Origin of the sequence: Halorubrum sp. Ea1 (assembly GCF_002252965.1) — an archaeon.
Lineage (GTDB): Archaea > Halobacteriota > Halobacteria > Halobacteriales > Haloferacaceae > Halorubrum.
This window is the reverse complement of sequence record NZ_NHPG01000138.1, coordinates 37905-60472: the sequence shown is the minus strand read 5'-3', so window position 1 is coordinate 60472 and position 22568 is coordinate 37905. Positions and strand designations below refer to the sequence as shown.

The following is a 22568-nucleotide window of genomic DNA, read 5'->3' as shown; positions in this document are numbered from 1 at the left end:
ATAGCGGACCGACAGTAGGTTTCTGGCTCGCCGCGATGGGCGCCGGCGAGCCAATCGCCGGCGTGATTCGATGTCGACACGGTGTCAACTCCGATTCGTCCGTGCCCTCAACGATGGCCGGACAACCGATCCGACCGATCCAGTCGCACAGGTGTACACCCACTCCGACGGATATCCCGAGGGGGTCCTCGGACGCCTCTACCAGCTCAAGCAGCTGCTGGAGGCGACGAGGAGCGTGCGGGGGCCAGCGTACGCGGCCGCCCAGTACGTGTTCCTTGAGAAGCTGCGGTCAATGGCGCTGTATCTGGACCCGACGCGGAGCCCGGAGCGGCGCCTCGACGTGTCCTCACCCGCTGACGTCTGTGACCCGAGTCGGATGCAACATCTGTCCCAGCCGCTGTTTCTGCTCGGGCACGGACTCGAGGATCCGCGACAGGGGATCCACGGCGACGAGGCGTATCTGTACATCGTCGCGATCCCACCCTACGAGATCGAGCACGTCGAGCCACCAGCGTGGCAGGTGGCCGTGAGCGAGGCATGTGGCTTCCCGCGGTGGGATGCCCAGACTGACGAGGCATTTGGTGAGGCCACGTGGGAGTTTGAGGGGCCGCTCGTGGAAGCGATTGAGCGCTTCGACGGGTGAATCCTCCCCGCGCTGAGGCGCGAGGCTTTCTCCTCTATTCTCCGGTACAGCGATTGTGAAATGTACCGATACGGGCGACAGCCCGTGACCGTTCGGAGACGACAGCGCTACCCGTCACTTGATGTCGTGTGCCCGCTGTGGCCGGCTGCCACCCTGTCTTTTAAGTACTTATCGGCCTAATAATTGATTGAAAACGATATGGACCCGGCCATCTCGAGTGACGCAGGCACGTCTTCGGATCTCCTTGTCGAACTCGTCGAGACACTCGAGGCCAATGGGCTGCCGAGTGATTCGTATCAGCTCTATGATTCCGTTGACGTGGAGGCACTCGTGCAACTGGTCGAGTCATCTGCGAGCGATGTCGAGGTCCGAGTCACCGTCGAGGGGATTCACCTCTCCATCACAGCGGATGGCGTCGATGTCGTCGACACGTCGGCTGTCGTACTACCACAGTAGCTGGGCGACCTCATCGAGACCACATTCTCTGGGAGATCCGCGACCGGGGTTGCCCCATGCGCAGTGGGTGAGATGGCGAATTCGTAGCGAGCATCGCACATTTCCCTCGATGCCACCTTTCGTGCCACAGACCAGCGTGATACCACTACTCCACACCGAGCTCGCGTACGGCGTCGGCTGAATTCGTGACCCCGGTGTCTGACGCGGTGACGCGCCCGTCAATGACGGCGGCGAGAACGTCCCAGAGCTCCTCGGACACGAGAAATTATGTCTCAGGCGCTGTCGTCTTCAACGCTGAACTGTGTGTATTCACTTACCGTATTCAAGACGACATTCGTATTCGACTGCTGAACATCTGCATCAGCCACGATCCGTTTGATCTGGTCGTTCATGTCGCCGGTATCCCGGAATTTGCCTATCGCGATGATGTCGTAATTCCCTGTTGTCTCGTAGACGCTCACGATTTGGGGTTCGTTGTCGAGTGTGTCCGTAATCTCTGGGAGCCCCGGCCCCTCCACTTTAAGCTGGAGAACTGCGGTCACGTCGTAGCCGAGCTGTTCGTAGTTAATAATTGGAGTATACCCGTCAATGGCCCCCGCTTGCTCCAGATCGTCTAAATGGTTCGACACGGTCGTCACGGAGACATCAAGCTGATCAGCAAGACTCCGCAAACTCGCACGCCCGTTTCCAAGAAGTGCAGTTACCAACTCAGTGTCGAGGTCGTCGTACGCCATTGTTTGCCCCTCTCTTTGAACGCGGCTTAATAGTGGACGGTTCCACCAAACACTGCAGACGCCGCGACCTCAAGGAGCATCTCGTCGCGACGCCGGCGGAGTGACCCCAACACGCTTTACTGATTCGTTGTAATCTATAATCAAGAACGACCCGTGTCACGCACCTCAAACCGCGCCGACGGCGACATCGTCCGCGACTTCCTCTCGGTCGCAGACCTCCTCGCAGAGCCACAGCTCGCCAAGCTGTACGCGTACCTCGCCCGGGAGGGGGAGGCGACAGTTCAGAACGTGATGGACGACCTCGAGCTCGCCCAGGGGACCGCTTACAGCTACGTCAACCGGCTCGTCGACGCCGGCGTCCTCACTGTCACCGACGACGAACAGCCGCGCCGGTACGCCGCCCGTGAGATCGACCTGACTGTAACGACGGCCGCCGGCGACCGCGAGTACACGATCACACCGGCGCTCATCGACGCCGTCGGCCGCCGCGAGACGAACGCCGACATCGATACCTACATCGACCGCCACGGCGTGGCTGGCCTTGCGACGGCGCTCACCTACGCGACCGCCCGCGAACGCGGCGAGGTGACCCACCGGCTGATGGCGGAGGATCTGGACATCTCGCCGCTGGCTACGGAGATGATCCTCCAAGCGCTCCGGCCCGTCGTCCACGAACACTGTGAGATCGATGCAGACGTACGTCATGATACAGAAGAGGGTGCGAACGGATGAACATCGAACCGATTGGTCGGACCCACGTGACGCAGCGCTTTGTTTATCGGCGTTCCATGGAGGAAACTGATGGAACTCAGTGACGACACGCTCACGGTGTCACGGGAGCTCTCAGCACTCGACAAAGACGTCCTTGAGTTCACAGGGATTCTCGACGCCTGCGACGTTAACTACGTCATCGTCAGTGGGTACGTCGCGATCCTCACTGGACGATCTCGATCGACCGAGGACATCGACGTTATTCTGGAGTCATTATCCGAAGCGGAGACTGAGCAATTGGTTACGGAACTCAAAGATCGAGAATACTGGGGGATGGCAATGCCACTTGCTGAGATGTATTCGATGCTGAGCGAGGGCAGCCGAATCCGAATTGCTGAGGACGGAGAGATGTACCCGAACTTCGAAACTTGGTTTGTTTCAAACGACGTTGAGCGTGAGGGCCTCTCGAATCCTCTCACGGTGACATTTGATGAGGGGCAGATCGAGATCAGCCCGCTTGAACTCCAAATTGCATACAAACTCCGACTTGCACAGGCTGCAGACAGCCTCAGCGGAAAGGATTTCGAGGATGCACTTCACCTGTACCTGACGTTCGAGGAACGATTTAACACGGAGCAGCTCGAAACGTACGTCAACGAGCTTGGAGTAGAGGACTACTATGCTGAACTCAAACGAGTTTGAAGACGATCACTGCCGGAACACCGAGCAACGGCGAGTGATGATCAAACGATGGGCCGAGTACGTTCGGACCCACGACGACGAGGATTGGTCGCGCCAGCAGAACCGCCTCATCGACTCGCAGCTCCAGTCGGCAAACGACATGGCTGCCGCGGGCGAGACGGATCCAGTTCGGTTTGTAGCCGCTCGAGATCGGCTTCGCGACCGATGAGCGGGGGAGACCGGCTTCCAAAGGCGATCGCAACGACGTACTACAATGCCGGAGTCACCGGTAACCAGCTCACAGGCCTCATTGGTGCCACGTCCGCCACGCGCCTCCGGCTTCTCAAAGCGGATCTCGAAGACGACCCGCTCGATCTCGCTGCCCCCGACGATATCGACATCTACGAGGAGGCCGTGACGACAGTCGACACCGGGGCCGGCAACGATTGCTGAGCGGTCAACGACTGCGAACGGTCGCCGCTGACACCAGCGCCCTCGTCAGCCGCGCAATGCCTGTGTGGATGCAGCCGTCGGGCTCGGCGTTTTAGACCTGTTCCAGTATCTGCTTCCCTTCTGTGATGCGGTCATCCCTCGGAAGTGATCGTAGAACTCGTGATATCACGCAGTATCAGGACATCCACGCCGCGGCTGCGAACAACGTCCTCGCGGCCCGCGACTACTAGACGGTTGCCAACCCCTACGAACGCGACGAGACGCCGGACTCCCGGCCAACGTTCGGGCTCGACGACGGCGAAACCGATGGTATCATTCTCGCGAACGTGCTCGATGTCGACGGGTTTCTCACCGACGAGTTCGGCGGGACGAACTTCCCACTCATCCACGCCGTGCTACAGGGCCCGCAGATCGTCCCGACGCCGCGGCTCATCGTCGACTACGCTCGGAACGGCCATCTGAGCCCCGAAGAGGCTCGAACGCTGATCTCGACGATTAGCCCGCATCGGAGCTGGGAAAACAGTCCGTACGTCACACAATTGCTCCACCGTCTCGAAGAGTAACTGGCCTCCGAGTGGCGACGCCGAGCAGCCAGCGCCGGCGACGGCACTCGAAAGCCCTCGGCCGCCTCGGCATCCCGCGACCGCGCGAGACTGATGTCTCGCTGGCCCTCGTTCGCTTCGCTCACGAGGACGCCGCTGCGCGCCTCGTCCCTGCGGTGCTTGCGGGGTCGGGGGACGACCGAGACGGCCTCGCCTTTTCTGAGTCCGCCAGGACATAGCTGGATCGCCGAGTGACGTGGTCGGCTGGACAGGTGTGTCCGTGACGGCCCGCCCCGCTCGCCGCTGCCGCCCTCCGCTTGCTCACGGCTCACTTCGTTCACCGTTCGCACCGAGGCGCTCCCTACGGTCGCGCCTCGCTTCGCTCGCGACCGACCATTCCGGGCGGTCTGCCTGCAGTAGCGGGCGGACTGCCGGGCTAAAATGCATGTGCCCTCGACGCCAGCGGGAAAGCGCGGGGGGTTGCGCGGCATGGCTGCTCACCCCCCACACTTTCTCCGCTGGTCGCTCGCTCCGGGCGGGTCGGCGCGCGGTGCTGGTTGGGGCCACCGCATGCAGGCGCGCTCTCGCTCGCGCCCGGGAGGGCGCTCGCGAAGGCGCGAGCGAGAGCGCACAGCTAGTGCTGTCGGTCGGTGTCGTCGGAAAACCGCGATGGTGAAGCATCGCGGTGGCGGCGCGTGAGCGCCTTCACAGGTACGGTGAGTACCTAATGTCAAGTACCAACTCGAGTCGCAAGGTCGTTACGGTGGATGAACAGGCATTCAAGAAGACGGACGAGCAGGTGGTCGATGAGGACGGCTTCCCGGTCGTTGACGAGACGCTGGCGTTCGAGGCCGCGGTCGCACAGGAGACGCAGGCGAAGGTAGACGCCAACCATCCTGATACAGGCCTACACGGATTGACGTTGGCTGCTGAAGAGCAGGCGATGGCGCGTGAAGCTGAAAAAGCGTGGACCCGAACACGGTGGGACCGCCGGCAGGACTCTGACCGAGAAACCCGGACGCGACAGGTTGCTTCAGGTGGGAGTCGACAACGACACGAGGAATTTGCCGAGCGGCGCGCTGCCGTGGACCCGTGGGCAGATCCGGACCAACCGGATCCGAGGGAGTCACTCACCAAAGAGGAACTTGCGCGGGTGAATACGGCGGCCAGACGGATCGCGACGAACCGGACGGGGTGGACGGCGGCGGCAGTGAGCAGACAGATAGCCAAGCGGGTGGCTGACGGGCTCGAGCTGACAACGGCAGTGATTCAGGTGGCCGAACAGGTGCGGACGGCGCCCAGTACGGTCATTCCAATTGCGGCAGTGGGTGATGTCGATCGCGGCACAGTGAGTATCGCCGGCGAGTGGGTCGACGATTGGGATCCAGCCAGCCCGGCCATTAACCAAGTCGGGCTGCTCGCGGATAACACCGGACAACTCAAGGTGACCATCTGGACAAAATCGGATCAGCCACGCATCAACGAGGGCGAACGCGTCCGACTGTCCAACGTCAAGACAAGCTGGTACGACGGACGCGTGTCGGTGGCACTGACGCGTCGCTCGCGGGTTACGTTCCCCGAGCGCGACCGGTGGTGGGACGCGTAGGCCAGGGTTACCATTTTTTGCCGTGAGGGCGCCGCCACTGACAGTTAGTAAGTGCGGTAGCTTCCTGGTGATCGGTGTGGCCGGACCGTCCAGCCACGCCCCACCGCCCCACCCACCGCTCCGTGCTCGCTCCCTGTGGTCGCTGCGCGCGCAGCCACAACCGGGCATCAGCCTGTGGGGAAGCAACAGTACACGGTACGATTCTTGTGTCAGACGGCTGTGGATTCCCAGCGCGGGTGTCTTGAAGTAGATTCCAGGATGAGAGACGGTCAGCCACAGCACCTACATACTGCCAGCATATATCATCAGTTACAATGCAGACACGGCTTGTCCAACCTACCGACTTCCAACTTCTTGATGCGCTGTCGGATGGTCGGCGGGATACGGCTGCCAACCTCGCCGTGAAATGCAACAAGGATCGCAATTATCTCAACACACGACTCCCAGTTCTTGCTGATAAAGGACTCGTTCGCCGAATCGGGCCGGCAGAGGCCTCTGGCTTATATCAGATCACACCACGTGGTATTGCGGCTATCCACAATCAGTCGCTGTATGAAGACGATCGTGAACAGTTTGAGGCGGCTCTCTCCGAACAAGCGTCGTTGATTACAATCATTGAGCCAGCTGTGCACCAGGCCTCGGTGTCGCCTGAAACAGATACATCGGAGGGGCCGGACGATTTGAACCGATAACTCACTCGCGTTTCAACAGAGAGCCACGACGCCGCGTTCCAACACAATCCGAAGGCTGAAGCCCTGTGAGACTGTGAATCACGAGACGATGGCCTACAGCGATGCGGAGTTGCTCGGCGATATTCAGGCGGTGGCGGCGGTCGTCGAGCGGGCGCCGTCTCTCCAAGATTATCGTGATCACGGCGAGTACGCTGCGACCACAATCACGCGGCGTTTCGACTCGTGGCAGAATGCGGTGGCACGCGCCGGCTTCGAGCCACACGCCGCAGAGAGCGAAATCCCAACAGACGAGCTGCTCGCTGAACTCCGGCGGCTTGCTGAGGAGCACGACACCCGCCCAACAGCCGACCTGATGAACGACGAGGGAGAGTACTGGGTGTCGACGTACCGACGGCAGTTTGGATCGTGGGCGAACGCGCTCGCCGAAGCCGGCTTCGATCCGGCAGACGGTCGCACAGCCGTCCAGATCTCCGACGAGAAGCTCCTCACAGCACTCGACGAGATGGCCACCACCCGCGGCGCGACACCCACGTTTCAAGAGATGGAGCGTGACGGCCCGTACAGCCCGCGCACGTACGTCAACCGCTTCGGATCGTGGACTGCGGCACTCGAGGCGGCCAACCTCGAACCCCGTGGGTCCGGCAGAGTGAGCGACGACGACCTGCTCGCTGAGCTCCGTCGCTTACGTGCTGAGATCGGCACCAAACCGGTCGCTGATGATGTGCGTGAAGAGGGCGCGTACAGCCTGGCGACGTACCAACGCCGGTTCGGATCCTGGTCGGGCGCCAAAGATGCGGCGTTCGATGAGTCGGAGTCCTCCCACAGCTGAAGCAGTGGGGATCCTCCGTGTACCCCCTGACTCGGTCAATGCGATCGGTGTCATCCTGCAGACAATTGTGCCTCCTACTCTACAGTCACGCTCTTCGCCAGATTTCGCGGTTTGTCGATCGGCCGTCCCTTCTCATTCGCCACATGATACGCGAATAACTGCAAGTACACGTTGGCCACCAGCGGCTCGACGACGCCTACGTCGGGCACGTCGAACGTCACGTCGAGCGTATCGTACTCCTCACCAGCCGAGACACACCCCAACGCCGGCGCCCCACGCGTCTGCGCTTCGGTGACGTTGTTCATCGTCTCGTCGGCCCGCGCCCCTTCGGTCAACACGCCCAGTACGGGCGTCTGAGGCGTCACCAACGCGAGCGGGCCGTGCTTGAGCTCGCCTGCGGCGAATCCCTCCGCGTGGTCATACGAGATCTCCTTAAGCTTCAGGGCACCTTCAAGTGCCACGGGCACCCCCAACTCCCGCCCGACGAAGAAGAACGCCTCACTGTCTTGGAACTGTTGGGCGGCTTCCCGAACCTGTTGTTCTTCGTCGAGCACCTGTTGGACTGCGCCGGGCAACCCCTGCAGATCCTCGAGGACGGAGCGGGCGTCGGCGGCACCGAGCGCGCCACGATCCCGCCCCACGCCAACGGCGAGCATCGCGAGCGTCGCCACCTGCGAGGCAAACGTTTTGCTCGCGGCCACCCCTATCTCCGGGCCGGCCCGGATGAACGCGGTGCCGTCGACCTCTCGGGTCACCGTGCTCCCGAGGGTGTTCGTCACGGCGAACGTCCGCGCGCCCGCTGCGTTCGCGCGCCGCACCGCCCCGAGCGTGTCGGCCGTTTCGCCGCTTTGCGTGACTGCAACGACAAGGGTCCGATCGGGCGTGCGGCCCGCGCCGAACTCGTACTCGCTGGCGATCTCGACGCTCGCGCGCACCCCCGCAAGCTCCTCGAACAGCTGGGCGGCATATCGCCCCGCGTAATACGATGTCCCGCAGGCGACGATCTGTATCTCCTCTAGGTCGGCGAGGAAGCCAGGCGGGAACGAGACATCCAAATCTACGTCACCGGCGTCGACGTCCAACCGCCCAGTGAGCGTCTGTCGGAGCGCGGAGGGCTGTTCGTGGATCTCTTTGCGCATGTAGTGATCATAGCCACCCTTCTCCGCGGCGTCAGCCTCCCACGTGACCGTCTCGGTCGCCCGGTCGACCGGCTCCCCGTCTGCGAACACCTCGACGCCGTCTGCGGAGAGCGCCGCCACGTCACCGTCTTCGAGGTAGGTGACGTGGCGGGTGTGCTCGAGGAACGCCGTCACGTCGCTGGCGACGAACGTCCCGTCCTCACCACGCCCTAACACCAGCGGGCTCCCGCGCCGCGCGACGATGATTCGGTCGGCATCCTCGCGCACCACACAGATGGCGTAGCTCCCCTCCAGCCGATCCTCGACGCGCCGGACCGCGGCCACGAGGTCGGCGTCGGCGTCAGCAGCGAGCTCCTCCTCGATCAGATGCGGGATGACCTCGGTGTCGGTGTCGCTGGTGAACTCGTGGTCGGCCAGCTCCTGTTTAAGCGCCTCGTGGTTTTCAACGATGCCGTTGTGGACGACGGCGACGTCACCGACACAGTCCGTATGCGGATGCGCGTTCGCGTCGGTCGGCGGGCCGTGCGTACTCCAGCGGGTGTGGCCGACGCCGTGGGTCGCATCCGATACCTCGGGCACCGTCAGCTCGTTGACCTCGCCGGAGCGCTTTGCGACCGTGAGCCCGCTCGAAGCGCCGACGAGCGCGACGCCTGCAGAGTCGTAGCCGCGGTATTCGAGATTCTGGAGCCCGTGGTGGACGATGTCACCGACACGCTTCGCGACTCCGCCGTCGCTGGCCGTCGCTGCGTCGTCTGTGGCGACGCCGGCACCGATGTAGCCGATAATGCCACACATGGTTATCCCCTCCTGACGACCGCATCAGATTCAACTCGGCCGTCGATCACGACCCCCGCGTCGGTCCGGACGCCGTCGCCGACGACCGCACCCTCGGTGAGCGTCGCCCCACCACCGATCGAGGCGTTATCACCCACTACGCCGCTGAGATCGACGTCGCGGTGGACGACGTCGCCGACGACCATCGTCGACGCTCCACCGGCGATCGTCGCGTTCGGCCCGATGCGGGCGTTGCCGGCGACGATGGCATCACGCACAACGGCCCCTGCGCCGATGACGGCGTCCGGGAAGATCACGGCGTTCTCGACGACCGTGTTCGCCTCGATCGTCGCGTTGCTTCCGATCGCGGTGCTACCGCCGATCGTGACGTTCGCCCCGACGCGGACGTTGCCCGCAAGCGCTACGTCAGCGGCGACACTCACCGACTCCCCGAGTGACGGATCACCGCTTCCCGGCCTCTCCTCCTCGATAAGCCCTGCGTTGACCGTCAGGAGATCCCAGAGATTTGAGACATCGAGCCACCGACCGTCGTACGGCACTGCTGTCACGCCGCGCTCCCGAGCAATCTCGTTCAGCGTCGCCGTCAGTGCCAACTCGCCGGTCACGTTGGTCTCGCGAATGGCATCGAAGATAGTCGGCGAGAAGCCGTAGACGCCGGCGTTGATCCGATTGGTGTCGACCGGACCCTCGGGCTTTTCTTCGATCCGTGTCACCCGGCCGTCGCCGTCGCTGCTGACGACGCCGTACTCGCGGGGGCGTTCGACAGTTGTGACCGCCATCGCCGGCGCGTCACCGTCGCGGACGCGGTCACAGACCCGCGAGACGAGCGCTGGGTCGACGAGCCGATCACCGTTGAGCACGAGGAACTCGTCATCGACCGCCGATTCAGCTTGCAACACGGCGTGGCCGGTACCGAGCTGGGTCGCCTGTTCGACGTACTCGAGGGTCACGCCCCAGTCGTCGCCGTCGCCGAAGTGGTTCCGGATCCGTTCTTGCCGGTAGCCAACGACGAGGACAATCCGATCGATGCCGGCCCCGGCGACCGCCTCGACGACGTGCTCGAGCAGCGGCCGGTTCGCCACGGGGAGCATCGGCTTCGGCCGCCGGTTCGTCAACGGCTGCAGCCGGCGCCCCTCACCGGCTGCGAGGATGACCGCAGTCACGGGGTCGTCGCTCATACACCGTCCGTCGCCCGCCTGCGGTTTAAATGACTCGTGGTCGAATAATGGAACCTGTCGTGACTGCGAATACGGCTAGTGTACAGATTAACTACGTTGTAGACACAACTAACCTACATGTCGACAGCGGTGAAAATGGACGAAGAGGCGAAATCCAAACTCGAGGAACTCCAGGCAGAGATCAAACTGAAGACTGGAAAAAAAGTCACACAACAGGAAATCCTCACGCAGCTGATTGAATCAGCTGTGGATTCACGAACGGAATTCGTCGACTCATTCCGCGATGGGAAGACGAGTTTGAGCGAGGCCGAGATTCAACAGTTCAACGAGGGGAAGATCGCATCAGGTGTGGAGACGAACGAAGTGGACATCGACGATATTCTCTACGGATGAGCGTCTTTGTCGATACGGGAGTATTCTACGCGCATCATGATACGGATGCCAGCCGACACGACCACGGAACGGCAGCACTGAACACCGTTCTCAGATCATCTGAGTACGGTCACGTCATGACGAGCGACTACATCTACGACGAATCAGTGACACTCACACACCGGCGAACGGGTGATATCGACGCTCGAATCGAGATCGGCCGGTGAATCCGAGGTGAGGGATATCCATCGGCCATCGAGCTCCTCCACTCGTCCGAGTCATATTTTGATCGTGCTGTGACGATACAAGAAACGTACGCCGAACATCAACTGAGCTTCACCGACGCGATGACTGTCGCTCACGTCGAACACCACGATATCGATGCGGTGTTGAGCTTCGACAACGATTTTGATGGTGTGGTCACGCGGCTTACGGAAAATCGAGGAGAAAGCCTTGCGCTTTAGCGCGGGGAGGATGTCAATCTGACATCCGATCCCGGGTCATCGCCTCCCCGGGTCCGGTTGTCTCGCCCGCGCCCAGTTTGACGCCGGCGTTCAGCGACGTGTTGATTCCCGTCTTTGCGCCGTCACCGACGATCGCGCCGAGCTTCCGGCGGCCGGTATCCACGCGGTCGCCCTTGACGCTCACCCGGACGTTCGCGTCGTCGTGCCGGAGGTTGGCGACGTTCGTCCCCGCACCGAAATTCACCCCGCGCCCGAGCACGGAGTCGCCGACGTACGAGAGGTGGCCCACGGAGGTATCAGCCATGAGCACGCTGTTTTTGACCTCGACACTGTGGCCGACGTGCGCGTTCGGCCCGACGACCGTGGCACCGCGGATGTACGCGTTCGGCCCGACCTCGGCACCCGATCGGATCAGCGCCGGTCCTTCGACGTACGCCCCGGACTGCAGTGTGGCGCCCTCCTCGACGACAACCGGGCCGTGCAGATGGACGTCCTCCTCGACGGTGCCGGCGGTTGACTCGTCCGCCTCTGCGAGTTCGTCGAGCGCCAGCTCGTTCGCCTCCAGCAGCTCCCACGGACGTCCAACGTCGAGCCACGTACCCGTGTAGGGGGCCACGTCGATCCGGTGGCCATCGTCGAGGAGAAGTTCGATCGTCGTCGTGATCTCGTACTCGCCGCGCTCGCTTTCGGGCGTCCGCTCAATATACTCGAAGACTGCGGGCTCGAACGCGTAACAGCCGACGTTCGCGAGGGTGGTCGGCGGGTCAGCCGGCTTCTCAACGATGGCCGCGAGCGAGCCGTCGGCAGCGGTCGAGATGACGCCGTACGCCCGCGGGTCCTCGACTTCGGTGGCTGCGACAGCGGTCCCGTCGGCGTCGGCAAGGGCCCGCGGGAGCGATGCGTCCACGACCACGTCTCCGTTGAGCACGAGGAACTCATCGTCCACGACGGGCGCGGCCTGTGCGACGGCGTGGGCCGTCCCCTTCGCGTCCGCCTGTCGGACGTAGCTGACCGGGTGGTCCCGATACGTCTCGCCGATCGCCTCGCGGATCAGCTCGCCGCGGTAGCCAGTCACGACGACGAACTCGTCGACGACATCGATCGCGGTGTCGAAGACGCGTTCGAGCAGCGAGCGGTCACCGACCGGTAGGAGCGGTTTCGGACGACGATCAGTCAACGGCCGCATGCGGGTCCCGCGACCGGCCGCGAGCACGACTCCGTACATATGCGGGGTCGACGGCGGACCGGGGTTTATCGGCTACGGTCGACGACGGTCCACACGGCTGACGTCGGAGACGCCAGAGTAGCGTCATTCCGGCTGTTGCGAAACGTCCCAATCACATCTCCGCCGAACCGAAGCGATAATGCCGATTCTCCAGCGACACACGCCCATGCAGAACAAGCGTGTCCTCGTCACGGGCGGCGCAGGCTTCATCGGCTCGAACCTCGCGAACCGCCTCGCGAGCGACAACGACGTGATCGCCGTCGACGACACCTACCTCGGCACGCCCGAGAACCTCGATCCGGAGGTCGAGTTCGTCGAGGCCTCCGTCCTCGACGACGACTACCCCGCCGACGTCGACGTGCTCTTCCACCTCGCCGCGCTCTCCTCGCGGAACATGCACGAGGAGAACCCCCAGCGCGGCTGCCGCGTCAACGTCGAGGGGTTCGTCAACGCGGTCGAGCGCGCCCGCCGTGAGGGCTGTGACACCGTCGTCTACGCCTCCACCTCCTCCATCTACGGCAGCCGCACCGAACCCTCGCCCGTCGACATGGACGTGGAGGCGCACACCGCCTACGAGGCCTCCAAGCTCGCCCGCGAGCGCTACGCCGAGTACTACGCCAACCACCACGACATGGCGATGGCCGGGCTTCGCTTCTTCTCCGTCTACCAGGGCTTCGCCGGCAACGAGGAGCACAAGGGCGAGTACGCGAACACGGTCGCGCAGTTCGCCGACGCCATCGCGAGCGGCGAGGCGCCCGAGCTGTTCGGCGACGGCAGCCAAACTCGGGACTTCACGCACGTCTCGGACGTCGCCCGCGCCTGCGAGCTCGCCGCCGACCACGGGATCACCGGCGTCTACAACGTCGGCACCCAAGAAGCGTACTCGTTCAACGAGATGGTCGCGATGATCAACGACGCGCTCGGCACGGACATCGATCCGGAGTACATCGAGTGCCCCTTCGACGGCTACGTCCACGACACGATGGCCGACTACTCGCAGTTCCACGAGGCCACCGGCTGGGAACCCGAGATCGGCTTCGAGAAGGGCGTCGAGCTGGTGTGTGAGCCCTACCTGAGCGACGCGGAGCGCTGAGCCGTCGCTCGGTCGAGGACGCCCGGCCGAGACGAGGCGGCAGCGATCGCTCGGACTGACAGTCACGGAGCCGACACAGTAGCCCTAACTCTGACTTAATTCAAATTCGTCGTTTATTACAATCACTCTCGGTCGGGTTGAGCGCGTATGTTCGGCCGCGAGGTCGCCGTCGGCGCTGTCTGCCTCCTGGTGGTCTTCGCCGTGGTCTCATTCTCCGGGGGCGTCGGCGTCTCGGCCGCCGATGTCGACGCCGAGTTCCGCGTCGTCGACGCCGGTCCGGCGGCGGACACGACCGGTGGAGCCGACCGCGCGGGAGTCATCGCGACCAGCGAAATCGATGGGCCCGTGGGGTCGAACGCGTCGGACGGGCCAAGCGTCCCTGAGGAGACGGACGACACGGGCGAATCCGAGGAGTCAGAAGGCCACGGAGGACCGGACGAGCCTGCGGGACCTGACGATTCGAACGAGCCTGCGGAATCCGACGATTCGAACGAGCCTGGAGAACCGGATATCCCAGACGAGAGCGACGATTCGGACGACCTTGGCGAGTCGGAGGCGCCCGGAGATTCGAACGAACCAGAGGACTCTGAGGAGGCAGACGAGACCGAGGAGGCGGACGAGTCCGACGACGCCGACGAGCCAGAAAACTCCGAGGAACCGGACGAGTCGGACGATACCGACGAGCCAGAAGACTCCGAGGAACCGGACGATTCGGACGATACCGACGAGGGGAAGACTGATCCGGAGGATACTGAGGAGTCGAACGATTCAGACGAGCCGGACGCTCCCGGGGAGTCGGAGGAGTCGAACGCGTCTGACGAGCCCGACGAACCGAGGGAATCTGAGGAGACAAACGATTCGACGGACTCTGAGGGAACAGACGACCCGGGCGAGACGGACGAATCCGAGGCGCCTGCAGAGTCCAACGGTCCTGAGGAGTCGGACGATCCCGGCGAACGGGACGAAGCCGAGGAGTCAGACCAGTCGGAAGAATCGGACGAATCGGACGATCCGAGTGAGTCAGACGGTTCCGACGGCCCACAAGGAGCTGACGATTCCGGCGATCCGGGCGACACTGGGGAGTCGAACGAGACCGGTGCCCCCGACGGTTCTGAGGAGTCGAACGCGTCGGATGGTCGCGACGAACCGGGCGCCCCCGGGGAAACGGACGGTCCCACCGACCCGGAGGAGTCGAGCGACTCTGGGGAGTCGAACGATCCCGACGACTCCGACGAGTCGGAAGATTCGCGAGATGCCGATGAGTCGGGAAATTCAGACGGTTCGGACGGATCTGACAATCCCGGCGATCCGGGCGGTGCTGAGGAGTCGAACGAGTCGGACGACACCGGTGGACACGGGGGGTCGAACGGGACGGACGGTCCCGACGACCCGGAGAACTCTGCGGAGTCGGACGGTCCCGAGAATCCGGGCGACGCTGAGGGATCGGACGACTCCGAGGGATCGAACGCGTCGGACGAGAGCGACGAATGGGGCGATCCTGAAGAGACCGAAGGGTCCCGAGAGGCGGGCGATACCGACGAGCCAGACGACTCCGGAGAGTCTGACGATTCGAACGGATCTGCGGGGTCTGCCGACCCGGGCGACGCTGGGGAGAGCGACGACACCGACGACGAAGGCGGCTCTGAGGAGTCCGAGAACACCGACGACCCGGACGAGGCTGAGGAGGTCGACGACTCAGACGACCCCGACGGGCCGGTGGGGTCTGCGGAATCGGACGAACCCGAGGGGTCGGACGGTCCCGCGGAGTCCTCCGATTCAGACGGTTCAAACGACTCGGTTCGATCGGCAGATCCGAACGGTTCAGAGAATACCGAGGTGTCAGAGGCGCCCGAGGACTCAGCGGAATCGGACGAGTCCGGCGAGTCGAGCGACCCCGACGAGTCGAGCCAGCCTGATGAGTCGGAATCCCCGCAGAATTTCGGGGAGTCGGACGACGACGATGAGCCGGACGAGCCGGACGACCCCGAGCCGACCGTGATCCGCTCCGACTCGGAGGTGAGCGTCACCGTCGACGTCGAGGGAGCGGACGGCGAGCGCCAGGACGTCGCCGTTGATCTTGCCGGCCCATCGGACTCGCGACCGGTCGTGTCGGTGTCCGCGGTCGGGATCGACCCGGCCGGTGACGTCGAGGCGTACGAGGCGACGATCGGACGACCGGCGGCCGAGCCGGACGGCCGTGAGCCCGTTTCGCGCGGGACGGAGCTCGGGTACGTGGCGTTCGACTCCACGCTCGATCCGGCCGACACGAACGCGGCGACGCTTCGCTTCGCCGTCGACTCCGAGTCGCTCCCGAGCGATGCGAGCCCCGAGCACGTCGCGGCGTTACGATACGCCGACGGCGAGTGGACGACGGAGAACGTCTCGCACGACCGGGAGGGCGATACGCACACGGTCACGCTGTCGCACGCGACGCCCGTGGCGGTCGTCGCGCTCGAACCCGGTCGCGTCCGGATCGCCGAGAGCGAGGTGCCGGCGGACTGGGTCCGGGCCGGCTACGAGACGACCCTCCGGACGACGGTGGAAAACCCCGGTGACCGCCCGGCGACCCGGAATCTCACCGTCGCGATGCACGGCGACCCCGTCGCCGAGCGGCGGGTGTCGCTCGGCCCGGGCGAGAGCGCGACCCTCGAAGTGGCGTTCGAGCCGCCCGAGAGCGGGACGGTGTCGCTCGAGGGGAACGAAGCGGGGTCGATCGAACTCCGCGGCGACGGCGACGGCGACGCCGAGTCGACGTCGACGGGCGCCGAGACGAGCGAGACCGCCCCGGGATTCGGCGTGGTCGCCGCGGTGCTCGCGCTCTTGATGACGGGGCTCGGGGCCCGGAGGCGACGGCCCTAGCCCGCCCGTGGGTCCGCCGACCTCGTGGTCTCGAACGCCGACCGCGAGGGCATCGGATGGGTCCCTGACGCGCCCCCGGAAGCCCAACGTTGATACGTCCCGCGTCGGATTCACGGGCATGAACCTCCCTCGCGTGCCGAAACAGCGGTGGGCGAGGGCGACCCTCGGGCTCTCGCTGCTGTTCGCGGTCGGCGCTGTCGCCTACTTCGCGATCGCCGGGGCGCCGATTCAGGGCGTCGCCCTCGGCCTCCTCGTCTTCGGCGCCGGCTACTGGGAGTACAGGAAGAAGCTCCAGGAGAAGCGGGTGGCGAGGGAGTACGAGGCAAAAGCCGAGGAGCAGCGCCGGGACGGCGGGAACTGATTCGCGGGGCCCCTCGGAAGCGAGCCGCGGGACGCTCTCGGAGGCGCTCCACGGGATGCTCTCGGAGGCGCTCCAAGGAGTGCACTCCGGAACGATCCGACCTCCGTCCCCGGAAATCGCCGCCGGAGAGTCCGGGGTTTCATGTGAGTGAGCGGAGATACCACGTGCATGAGCGACGGACGCGAGAGCGTGTCGGACGCGATGGACTGGCTACTCGACGAGTTCGAGGCGGACGACGCGGTGTCGTACGCGGAGGTCGGCGGCGTGTACCAGGAGAAGACCGACGTCGTCGTCACCGGCGACGGCCCCCGGAACGCGACGGAGTTCACCGAGACGGGCGTGTGGCTCCGAGTCTTCGCCGACGGCGCGGCCGACTACCGCTACACGAACGCGCTCGACGAGGAGAGTCTGCGCGACGTCGCCGACCGGGCGATCCGGAGCGGCGAGGTGCTCGCGCAGGAGGAGCCCGGGCGGTTCGACGCCTACACGGTCCACCGGGGGACCCACGGCGGCTGGGCGGACGAGGGGATACACGCCCGCCCGCTCGACGAGAAGGTCGCCGCGGTGGAGGACGGGCTCGCGGCGGCGGACGACCTCGCCCTCGACCGCCGGTGGGCGAACTACGCGGACGCGCACGTCGAGGCGGCGGTCGGCACCACGACCGGGAGCGTCGTGCGCACGACGCTCGACCGGGCGAAGGTCAATTTCAGCCTCTCGCTCGACGACGGGCCGAAGGTGAGCCGGCACGCCGGGTCGACGGCGGGGGCGGCCTTCCTCGACGAGATGCGGGACGCGTTCGCGGCCGCCGCTGCCGACGCCCGCTCACTCTCGGGCGCCGACCCGGTCGACGCGCCGAGCGGGGAGACGACGATCGCGCTGAGCCCGGAGGCGGCCGGTCAGTTGTTCCACTTCGTGTCGCACTACCTCGAGACCGACACCTGCTACATGGGGATGAGCCCCTACGCCGTCGGCGACCGGATCGGTCCCGAGGACCTCGATATCGAGGACGGGGTCCGCGCCGGCTCTTGGGCGGCCCGCGCCTACGACACCGAGGTGAAGCCAACCACGCCGACGCGGCTGGTCTCGAACGGGCGGATCGAGCGACGGCTCCACAACACCACCACCGCCGCCGAGGAGGACGCCTATCCGGCGGGCAACAGCGTGCCGAGCCTCGGGTTCGCCGAGCCGCCGCGGATCCACGCCCGCCACCTCGAGGTCGCCGCCGGCGAGGCCGACGCCGAAGCGCTCCGCGAGGGCGCCGACGTGTACGTCGAGCGGTTCGGCGAGCCGTGGTTCCGCGACGAGTTCGAGCGGGTCCAGCGGGAGGGGTTGTTCCCGCCGAGCGCCCTCTACGCGAGGGACATCGACCGGAAGAGCGAGGACCGGCCCGACTGCGGTTCCGCGGAGTTCCCCGTCGCCGAGGCGTACCGGCTCGAGGGCGGAGCGCGGGCCGGCCGCGTCGACGGGCTCGCCGTGGACTACACGCCCGCGGTGTTGGAGACGATCTCGCGGATCGGGGCCGTCCGCGAGACCGTGACCGGCGTCTGCGAGAAACACAAGTCGCGGCTCCCGTTCGCGGTGACCGCGCCGGGCGTCCGGCTAGACGCGCCGGTGCGCGAGAAGAAGTGAGCGGCGTCAGTCGTCGGCCGGCGTCGACTCGGCGCCGTCGCCGGTCTCCGCCGCGGTCGGGCTCCCCTCGAGCTCCTCGTAGGGGTCGTACCCCTCCGCGCTCTCGTAGAGGTGACAGGCGACCTCCTGTTCGAACGCCGTCTTCGCCTCGAGCGGCGGCATCACCTGGTCACAGACGTCGCCGATGTAGTCGGGACACCGGTCTTTGAACCGGCAGCCGGTCGGGACGTCGACGACGTCGCCGACCTCCCCCTGGAGTTCGACGCGCTCCCGGCCCACCGAGGGGTCGGGGACGGGGACCGCGTTGATGAGCGCCTGGGTGTACGGGTGCTGGGGGTTCTCGATGACCTGGTCGGTGGGCCCCTTCTCGACGATCTTCCCCATGTACATGATCGCCAGCCGGTCGCACATGTGCCGGAGCAGCGAGAGGTCGTGGCTGATGTAGACGACCGAGAGACCGAACTCGTCGGTCATCCGGTCGAGAAGCGAGAGGACGCCCGCGCGGAGGCTCACGTCGAGCATCGACACCGGCTCGTCGGCGACGATGAAGTCCGGGTCGAGCACGAGCGCCCGCGCGATGGCGACCCGCTGGCGCTGGCCGCCCGACAGCTCGTGCGGGTACTGGTTGAAGTACTGTTCGGGCGGGAGCAGCTCCGCGAACTCCAGGGCGCGCTGGACCCGCGCCGTCTCATTGCGGATGTCGTGGATTCGCAGCGGCTCGGCGACGGTGTCGTACACCGTCATCCGCGGGTTCAGGCTCTCGAAGGGGTCCTGGAAGATCATCTGCGCGTTCTGCCGGAATCGCTTGATCTCCGCGTCGCTCGCCTCGGAGAGCCGCGTGTCGTCGTAGACGATGTCGCCGGCGGTCGGCTCGTGGAGCTTCACCATCGACATGCCGGTCGTGGTCTTGCCGCAGCCCGACTCGCCCGCCAGCCCGAGCGTCTCCCCCTCGCGGAGCTCGAAGCTCACGCCGTCGACCGCGTGGACGTAATCGGGCCCGCCGCCGCCGAACGACTCCATCAGGCTCGCGATCCAGCCTTGATTGACCTTGAAGTGTTTCTTCAGGTCCTCGACTTCGAGGAGGACGTCGTCGCCGCTCATTCCTCGACACCACCGTCGGGGGCGGCGGCCGTCTGGTTCCACGTCCCGGGATCGTCGGCGTACGGCCGGAGCTCGGCGTCGATCTCGTCCGCGTAGTGGCAGTACGACCGGAGGCCGTTCTTGTAGTGGGCCTCGGGCTCCTCCTCCCGGCACCGGTCGGTCGCCATCGGACAGCGCTCGGCGAACCGGCACCCCTGCGGCGGATCGACGAGTTCCGGCGGGTACCCCGAGATTGAGAGCAGGTCCTGGTTGCTCTGTCGGATGTTCGGGAACGCGCGCTTCAGCCCGATCGTGTACGGGTGATACGGTTGGTCGAATATCTCCTCGACCGGGCCCTCCTCGGCGATCTTCCCCGCGTACATCACGATGACGCGGTCGCAGGTCTCGGCGACGACGCTCACGTCGTGCGTGATGACCAGCATCGAGGAGTTGATCTCCTCTTGGATCGAGCCGATCCGCTTGAGGATCTGGTCTTGCATGATGACGTCGAGCGCCGTGGTGGGCTCGTCCGCCAGCATCAGCGACGGTTCGAGCGCGAGCGCCATCGCGATCATGGCGCGCTGGCGCATCCCCCCGGAGAACTGGTGGGGGTAGTCGTCGGCGCGCTCCGGGTCCAGCCCGACGAGCTCGAACATCTCCGTGACGATCTCCTCGGACTCCACCCGGCCGGTGCCGGGGCGGTGGGTCTCGATCGCCTCGACGATCTGCTCGCGGATGGTGTACACCGGGTCCAGCGAGTTCATCGCCGACTGGGCGATCATGGAGATCTCCTCCCACTTCAGGCGGCGGCGCTGGGGCTCGGGCAGCTCCGTCAGGTCGTCGCCCTTGAAGTTGATGCTCCCGTTGTTGATGTAGCCGGCGTCGGGGAGGATCCCGATGATCGCCTTCGCGAGCGTGGTCTTCCCGCAGCCCGACTCGCCGACGATGCCGAGGTTCTCCCCCTGTTCGAGTTCGAAGGAGACGCCGTCGACCGCCTGTGCCGGCCCGTCTTCGGTCTCGTAGTAGACTTCGAGGTCTTCGACTTCCAGTTGGCTCATTGTAGTTTGGGGTTCGTGATCTCTTCGTAGCCGCGGCCGATGAGGAAACCGCTGATGACGAGCAGGCCGATGCAGATTCCCGGCGGGACGAACCACCACCACGCCCCGAACGAGAGCGCGGAGTAGGCGCGGGAGGCCTGCAGCATCGTTCCCCACGAGACCGTGTTGGGATCGCCGAGGCCGATGAAGGAGACGCCGGCCTCAGCGAGGATGGCCCACGCGATCCCGAACGACCCGTAGAGGAACGTCATCGGGAGCACGTTGGGCGCGAGGTGCCGGCTGATGATGTGCCAGTCGCTGGCCCCGGCGACCTCCGCGGCCTTCACGAACGGGCGTTCCCGGAGCGACAGCGACTGCGAGCGGATGACGCGGGCGGTCGAGCGCCACTGGAGGACGATCAGCGCGAGGATGATGTTCCAGAGGTTCGGCCCCAACACCGCGACGAGGACGATGACCGTCGGGAGCAGCGGCATCCCGTAGAGGAAGTCGACGAGCCGCATCAGCGCGTCGTCGACCTTCCCGCCGTAGTAGCCCGCGACGAGCCCGACGAGGGTACCGATCCCCGCGGTGAACACCGCTGCGATGATGCCGACCATCAGCGCCGCGCGCGTGCCGTACACGAGCTGGCTGAAGATGTCGTAGCCCGCGGCCGTCGTTCCGAGGAGGTACTCGGAGTCCGCGCCGAGCAGCGACGGCTCCACCCACTTGTCGATGAGGACCCCGGCGTCGCCCTGGTACTGCCGGACGAGGGGCTGGTGGGTCGCGATGTACGGCGCGAAGATGGCGATGACGACGAACCCCGCCACCGTGAGCATCGAGAGCTTGACCGACAGCTCGTCGGTCAGCATCCCCCAGTGTTCCCGGAGGGTCTCCCGCCAGAGGCGGAACGTCCGCTGCCACTTGTTGACCTCCGCGTCGGTACTGGCGTCGTCGAGGTCGGTGAATATCGACTGGCTCGATTGTTCTTTTTGGGCCATTGTGTTAGTCGTAAGTCACCCGCGGGTCGAGGTAGCCGTACGCGAGGTCCGCGAGGAAGTTCAGGAAGATGATGGTCGACGCGAGCACGATGAACGTCCCCTGCGCGACGGGGAAGTCGCGTCGGAGCACCGCGCGGACCATCTCCCGGCCGATACCGGGCCACGCGAACACCGTCTCGATGAGGACGCTCCCCCCGACGGCGTAGCCGAGGGCGATCGCCGCCGCGGTGATGATCGGCAGGAGGGCGTTGCGGGCGGCGTGTTTGAACATGATCGTCCGCTCTTTGAGTCCCTTCGCGCGACAGACGTCGATGAAGTCCTCGGAGAGCACCTCGAGCATGCTCGAGCGCATGATCAACAGCGGGTACCCCATGTAGTAGAAGGCGAGCACCGCCGCCGGGGCGATGAGGTGACGGACGAAGTCCATCGTGAACACCATATCGAGGAACCCAGTGCTCTGCCCGCCGGTGCCGAGACTGGTCATCCCGCTCATCGGGATGACGCCGAAGGTCGCGCCGAAGATCCACAGCACGATGAGGCCGACGTAGAACGTCGGCACGCTGCGGGCGGTCAGGGCGGTGATGACCGTGCTCCGCTCGAAGCGGGAGCCGCGGTACCACCCCGACAACACCCCGAGCGTGATGCCGATGGCGTACGCGATGACGAACGCCGTCAGCATCAGCACGAGCGTGTTCGGCAGGTACGTCGCGATGACGTCGGTGACCGGTTGGTTCGAGTGGAACGACTGGCCGAAGTTCAACACGACGAGGTTCTCGAGGAACCGGAAGTACTGGATGTACAACGGGTCGTTGAGTCCGTAGCTCTCGATGAGCTGTCTGCGGGCCTCCTGCGTCATCTGCGAGGAGATCACGTACGACGTCGGATCGCCGGGCATGAGCCTGAACAGCCCGAACAGGACCGTCCCGACGGCCCACAGCGTCACCACGAGCTGGAGCGTGCGCCTGACGACGAAACTAGCTTTTCCCATGTT

The 22568-nt window shown here is 65.1% G+C and carries 21 protein-coding genes and 2 pseudogenes; 15 read left to right on the top strand and 8 right to left on the bottom strand.

The genetic code is table 11. The features are described from left to right. Positions 1-70 precede the first annotated feature (70 nt). Both DJ73_RS17405 and DJ73_RS17400 read left to right on the top strand, forming a co-directional pair. The gene (locus DJ73_RS17405) at positions 71-643 is read left to right on the top strand and encodes a hypothetical protein (RefSeq protein WP_094558600.1); all 573 of its coding nucleotides are present in this window, start codon (positions 71-73) and stop codon (positions 641-643) included. Between the two features lie 198 nt (positions 644-841). Beyond that, positions 842-1099, top strand: coding sequence for a HalOD1 output domain-containing protein (locus DJ73_RS17400; RefSeq protein WP_094558599.1), 258 nt, complete (start codon positions 842-844; stop codon positions 1097-1099). 272 nt (positions 1100-1371) lie between these two features. Here the strand turns inward: DJ73_RS17400 and lrp are convergent, their stop codons facing one another. Next, positions 1372-1833, bottom strand: coding sequence for an HTH-type transcriptional regulator Lrp (lrp, locus tag DJ73_RS17395; protein WP_094558598.1), 462 nt, complete (start codon positions 1831-1833; stop codon positions 1372-1374). 153 nt (positions 1834-1986) lie between these two features. Here lrp and DJ73_RS17390 point away from each other — a divergent pair, with 153 nt between their 5' ends. From DJ73_RS17390 to DJ73_RS17355, 7 genes and pseudogenes are all read left to right on the top strand, one after another. Continuing rightward, positions 1987-2565, top strand: a complete 579-nt coding sequence (locus DJ73_RS17390; RefSeq protein ID WP_094558597.1) for a helix-turn-helix domain-containing protein — start codon at positions 1987-1989, stop codon at positions 2563-2565. Between the two features lie 69 nt (positions 2566-2634). Continuing rightward, positions 2635-3246, top strand: coding sequence for a hypothetical protein (locus DJ73_RS17385; protein WP_094558596.1), 612 nt, complete (start codon positions 2635-2637; stop codon positions 3244-3246). A 204-nt stretch (positions 3247-3450) separates the two neighbouring features. Next, positions 3451-3678: a hypothetical protein gene (locus DJ73_RS17380; RefSeq protein ID WP_094558595.1), complete on the top strand. Its 228-nt coding sequence runs from the start codon at positions 3451-3453 to the stop codon at positions 3676-3678. Continuing rightward, positions 3675-4241: pseudogene (locus DJ73_RS21385) on the top strand (hypothetical protein). Before DJ73_RS17380 ends, DJ73_RS21385 begins: the two are co-directional and overlap by 4 nt. Positions 4242-4947: 706 nt before the next feature. Then, positions 4948-5826, top strand: coding sequence for a DNA-binding protein (locus DJ73_RS17365; protein WP_094558613.1), 879 nt, complete (start codon positions 4948-4950; stop codon positions 5824-5826). Between the two features lie 314 nt (positions 5827-6140). Then, positions 6141-6518, top strand: a complete 378-nt coding sequence (locus DJ73_RS17360) for an ArsR family transcriptional regulator (RefSeq protein ID WP_176451160.1) — start codon at positions 6141-6143, stop codon at positions 6516-6518. Between the two features lie 88 nt (positions 6519-6606). Continuing rightward, positions 6607-7347, top strand: coding sequence for a homing endonuclease associated repeat-containing protein (locus DJ73_RS17355; protein ID WP_141212989.1), 741 nt, complete (start codon positions 6607-6609; stop codon positions 7345-7347). Between the two features lie 74 nt (positions 7348-7421). Here DJ73_RS17355 and glmS read toward each other — a convergent pair whose 3' ends face one another. Together glmS and DJ73_RS17345 are read right to left on the bottom strand one after the other, a co-directional pair. Then, positions 7422-9281 (bottom strand): glutamine--fructose-6-phosphate transaminase (isomerizing), encoded by a 1860-nt coding sequence (gene glmS, locus DJ73_RS17350; protein WP_094558593.1) that lies wholly within the window; start codon positions 9279-9281, stop codon positions 7422-7424. Between the two features lie 2 nt (positions 9282-9283). After that, positions 9284-10459, bottom strand: coding sequence for a sugar phosphate nucleotidyltransferase (locus tag DJ73_RS17345; RefSeq protein WP_094558592.1), 1176 nt, complete (start codon positions 10457-10459; stop codon positions 9284-9286). Positions 10460-10576: 117 nt separating this feature from the next. On the opposite strand from DJ73_RS17345, the gene DJ73_RS17340 reads away from it, so the two are divergent. Both DJ73_RS17340 and DJ73_RS21380 read left to right on the top strand, forming a co-directional pair. Next, positions 10577-10852, top strand: a complete 276-nt coding sequence (locus DJ73_RS17340; RefSeq protein ID WP_094558591.1) for a hypothetical protein — start codon at positions 10577-10579, stop codon at positions 10850-10852. Beyond that, positions 10849-11295: pseudogene (locus DJ73_RS21380) on the top strand (type II toxin-antitoxin system VapC family toxin). Before DJ73_RS17340 ends, DJ73_RS21380 begins: the two are co-directional and overlap by 4 nt. Before the next feature lie 13 nt (positions 11296-11308). On the opposite strand, the gene glmU reads toward DJ73_RS21380, so the two are convergent. After that, positions 11309-12520: a bifunctional sugar-1-phosphate nucleotidylyltransferase/acetyltransferase gene (glmU, locus tag DJ73_RS17330; protein WP_094558590.1), complete on the bottom strand. Its 1212-nt coding sequence runs from the start codon at positions 12518-12520 to the stop codon at positions 11309-11311. 166 nt (positions 12521-12686) lie between these two features. Between glmU and DJ73_RS17325 the strand changes: the two genes are divergently transcribed. The 4 genes from DJ73_RS17325 to DJ73_RS17310 all read left to right on the top strand — a co-directional run bounded on the left by DJ73_RS17325 (position 12687) and on the right by DJ73_RS17310 (position 18462). Beyond that, the gene (locus DJ73_RS17325; RefSeq protein ID WP_094558589.1) at positions 12687-13613 is read left to right on the top strand and encodes an NAD-dependent epimerase/dehydratase family protein; all 927 of its coding nucleotides are present in this window, start codon (positions 12687-12689) and stop codon (positions 13611-13613) included. A 147-nt stretch (positions 13614-13760) separates the two neighbouring features. After that, positions 13761-16472, top strand: coding sequence for a PGF-CTERM sorting domain-containing protein (locus tag DJ73_RS21110; RefSeq protein WP_094558588.1), 2712 nt, complete (start codon positions 13761-13763; stop codon positions 16470-16472). Positions 16473-16590: 118 nt separating this feature from the next. Further along, positions 16591-16833, top strand: a complete 243-nt coding sequence (locus DJ73_RS17315; protein ID WP_094558587.1) for a hypothetical protein — start codon at positions 16591-16593, stop codon at positions 16831-16833. 168 nt (positions 16834-17001) lie between these two features. Continuing rightward, positions 17002-18462 (top strand): metallopeptidase TldD-related protein, encoded by a 1461-nt coding sequence (locus tag DJ73_RS17310; protein ID WP_094558586.1) that lies wholly within the window; start codon positions 17002-17004, stop codon positions 18460-18462. Between the two features lie 6 nt (positions 18463-18468). Here DJ73_RS17310 and DJ73_RS17305 read toward each other — a convergent pair whose 3' ends face one another. Genes DJ73_RS17305 through DJ73_RS17290 form a run of 4 tightly spaced genes read right to left on the bottom strand, consistent with a single transcriptional unit; the run spans position 18469 to position 22565 of the window. After that, the gene (locus DJ73_RS17305; protein WP_094558585.1) at positions 18469-19563 is read right to left on the bottom strand and encodes an ABC transporter ATP-binding protein; all 1095 of its coding nucleotides are present in this window, start codon (positions 19561-19563) and stop codon (positions 18469-18471) included. Beyond that, positions 19560-20600: an ABC transporter ATP-binding protein gene (locus DJ73_RS17300; protein ID WP_094558584.1), complete on the bottom strand. Its 1041-nt coding sequence runs from the start codon at positions 20598-20600 to the stop codon at positions 19560-19562. The genes DJ73_RS17305 and DJ73_RS17300 overlap by 4 nt, the downstream gene beginning before the upstream one ends. Next, positions 20597-21577: an ABC transporter permease gene (locus DJ73_RS17295; RefSeq protein WP_094523998.1), complete on the bottom strand. Its 981-nt coding sequence runs from the start codon at positions 21575-21577 to the stop codon at positions 20597-20599. The genes DJ73_RS17300 and DJ73_RS17295 overlap by 4 nt, the downstream gene beginning before the upstream one ends. Positions 21578-21581: 4 nt before the next feature. After that, positions 21582-22565 carry an ABC transporter permease gene (locus tag DJ73_RS17290; protein WP_094523997.1) on the bottom strand — a complete coding sequence of 328 codons (984 nt, stop codon included), beginning with the start codon at positions 22563-22565 and terminating at the stop codon, positions 21582-21584. Between the last annotated feature and the right edge of the window lie 3 nt (positions 22566-22568).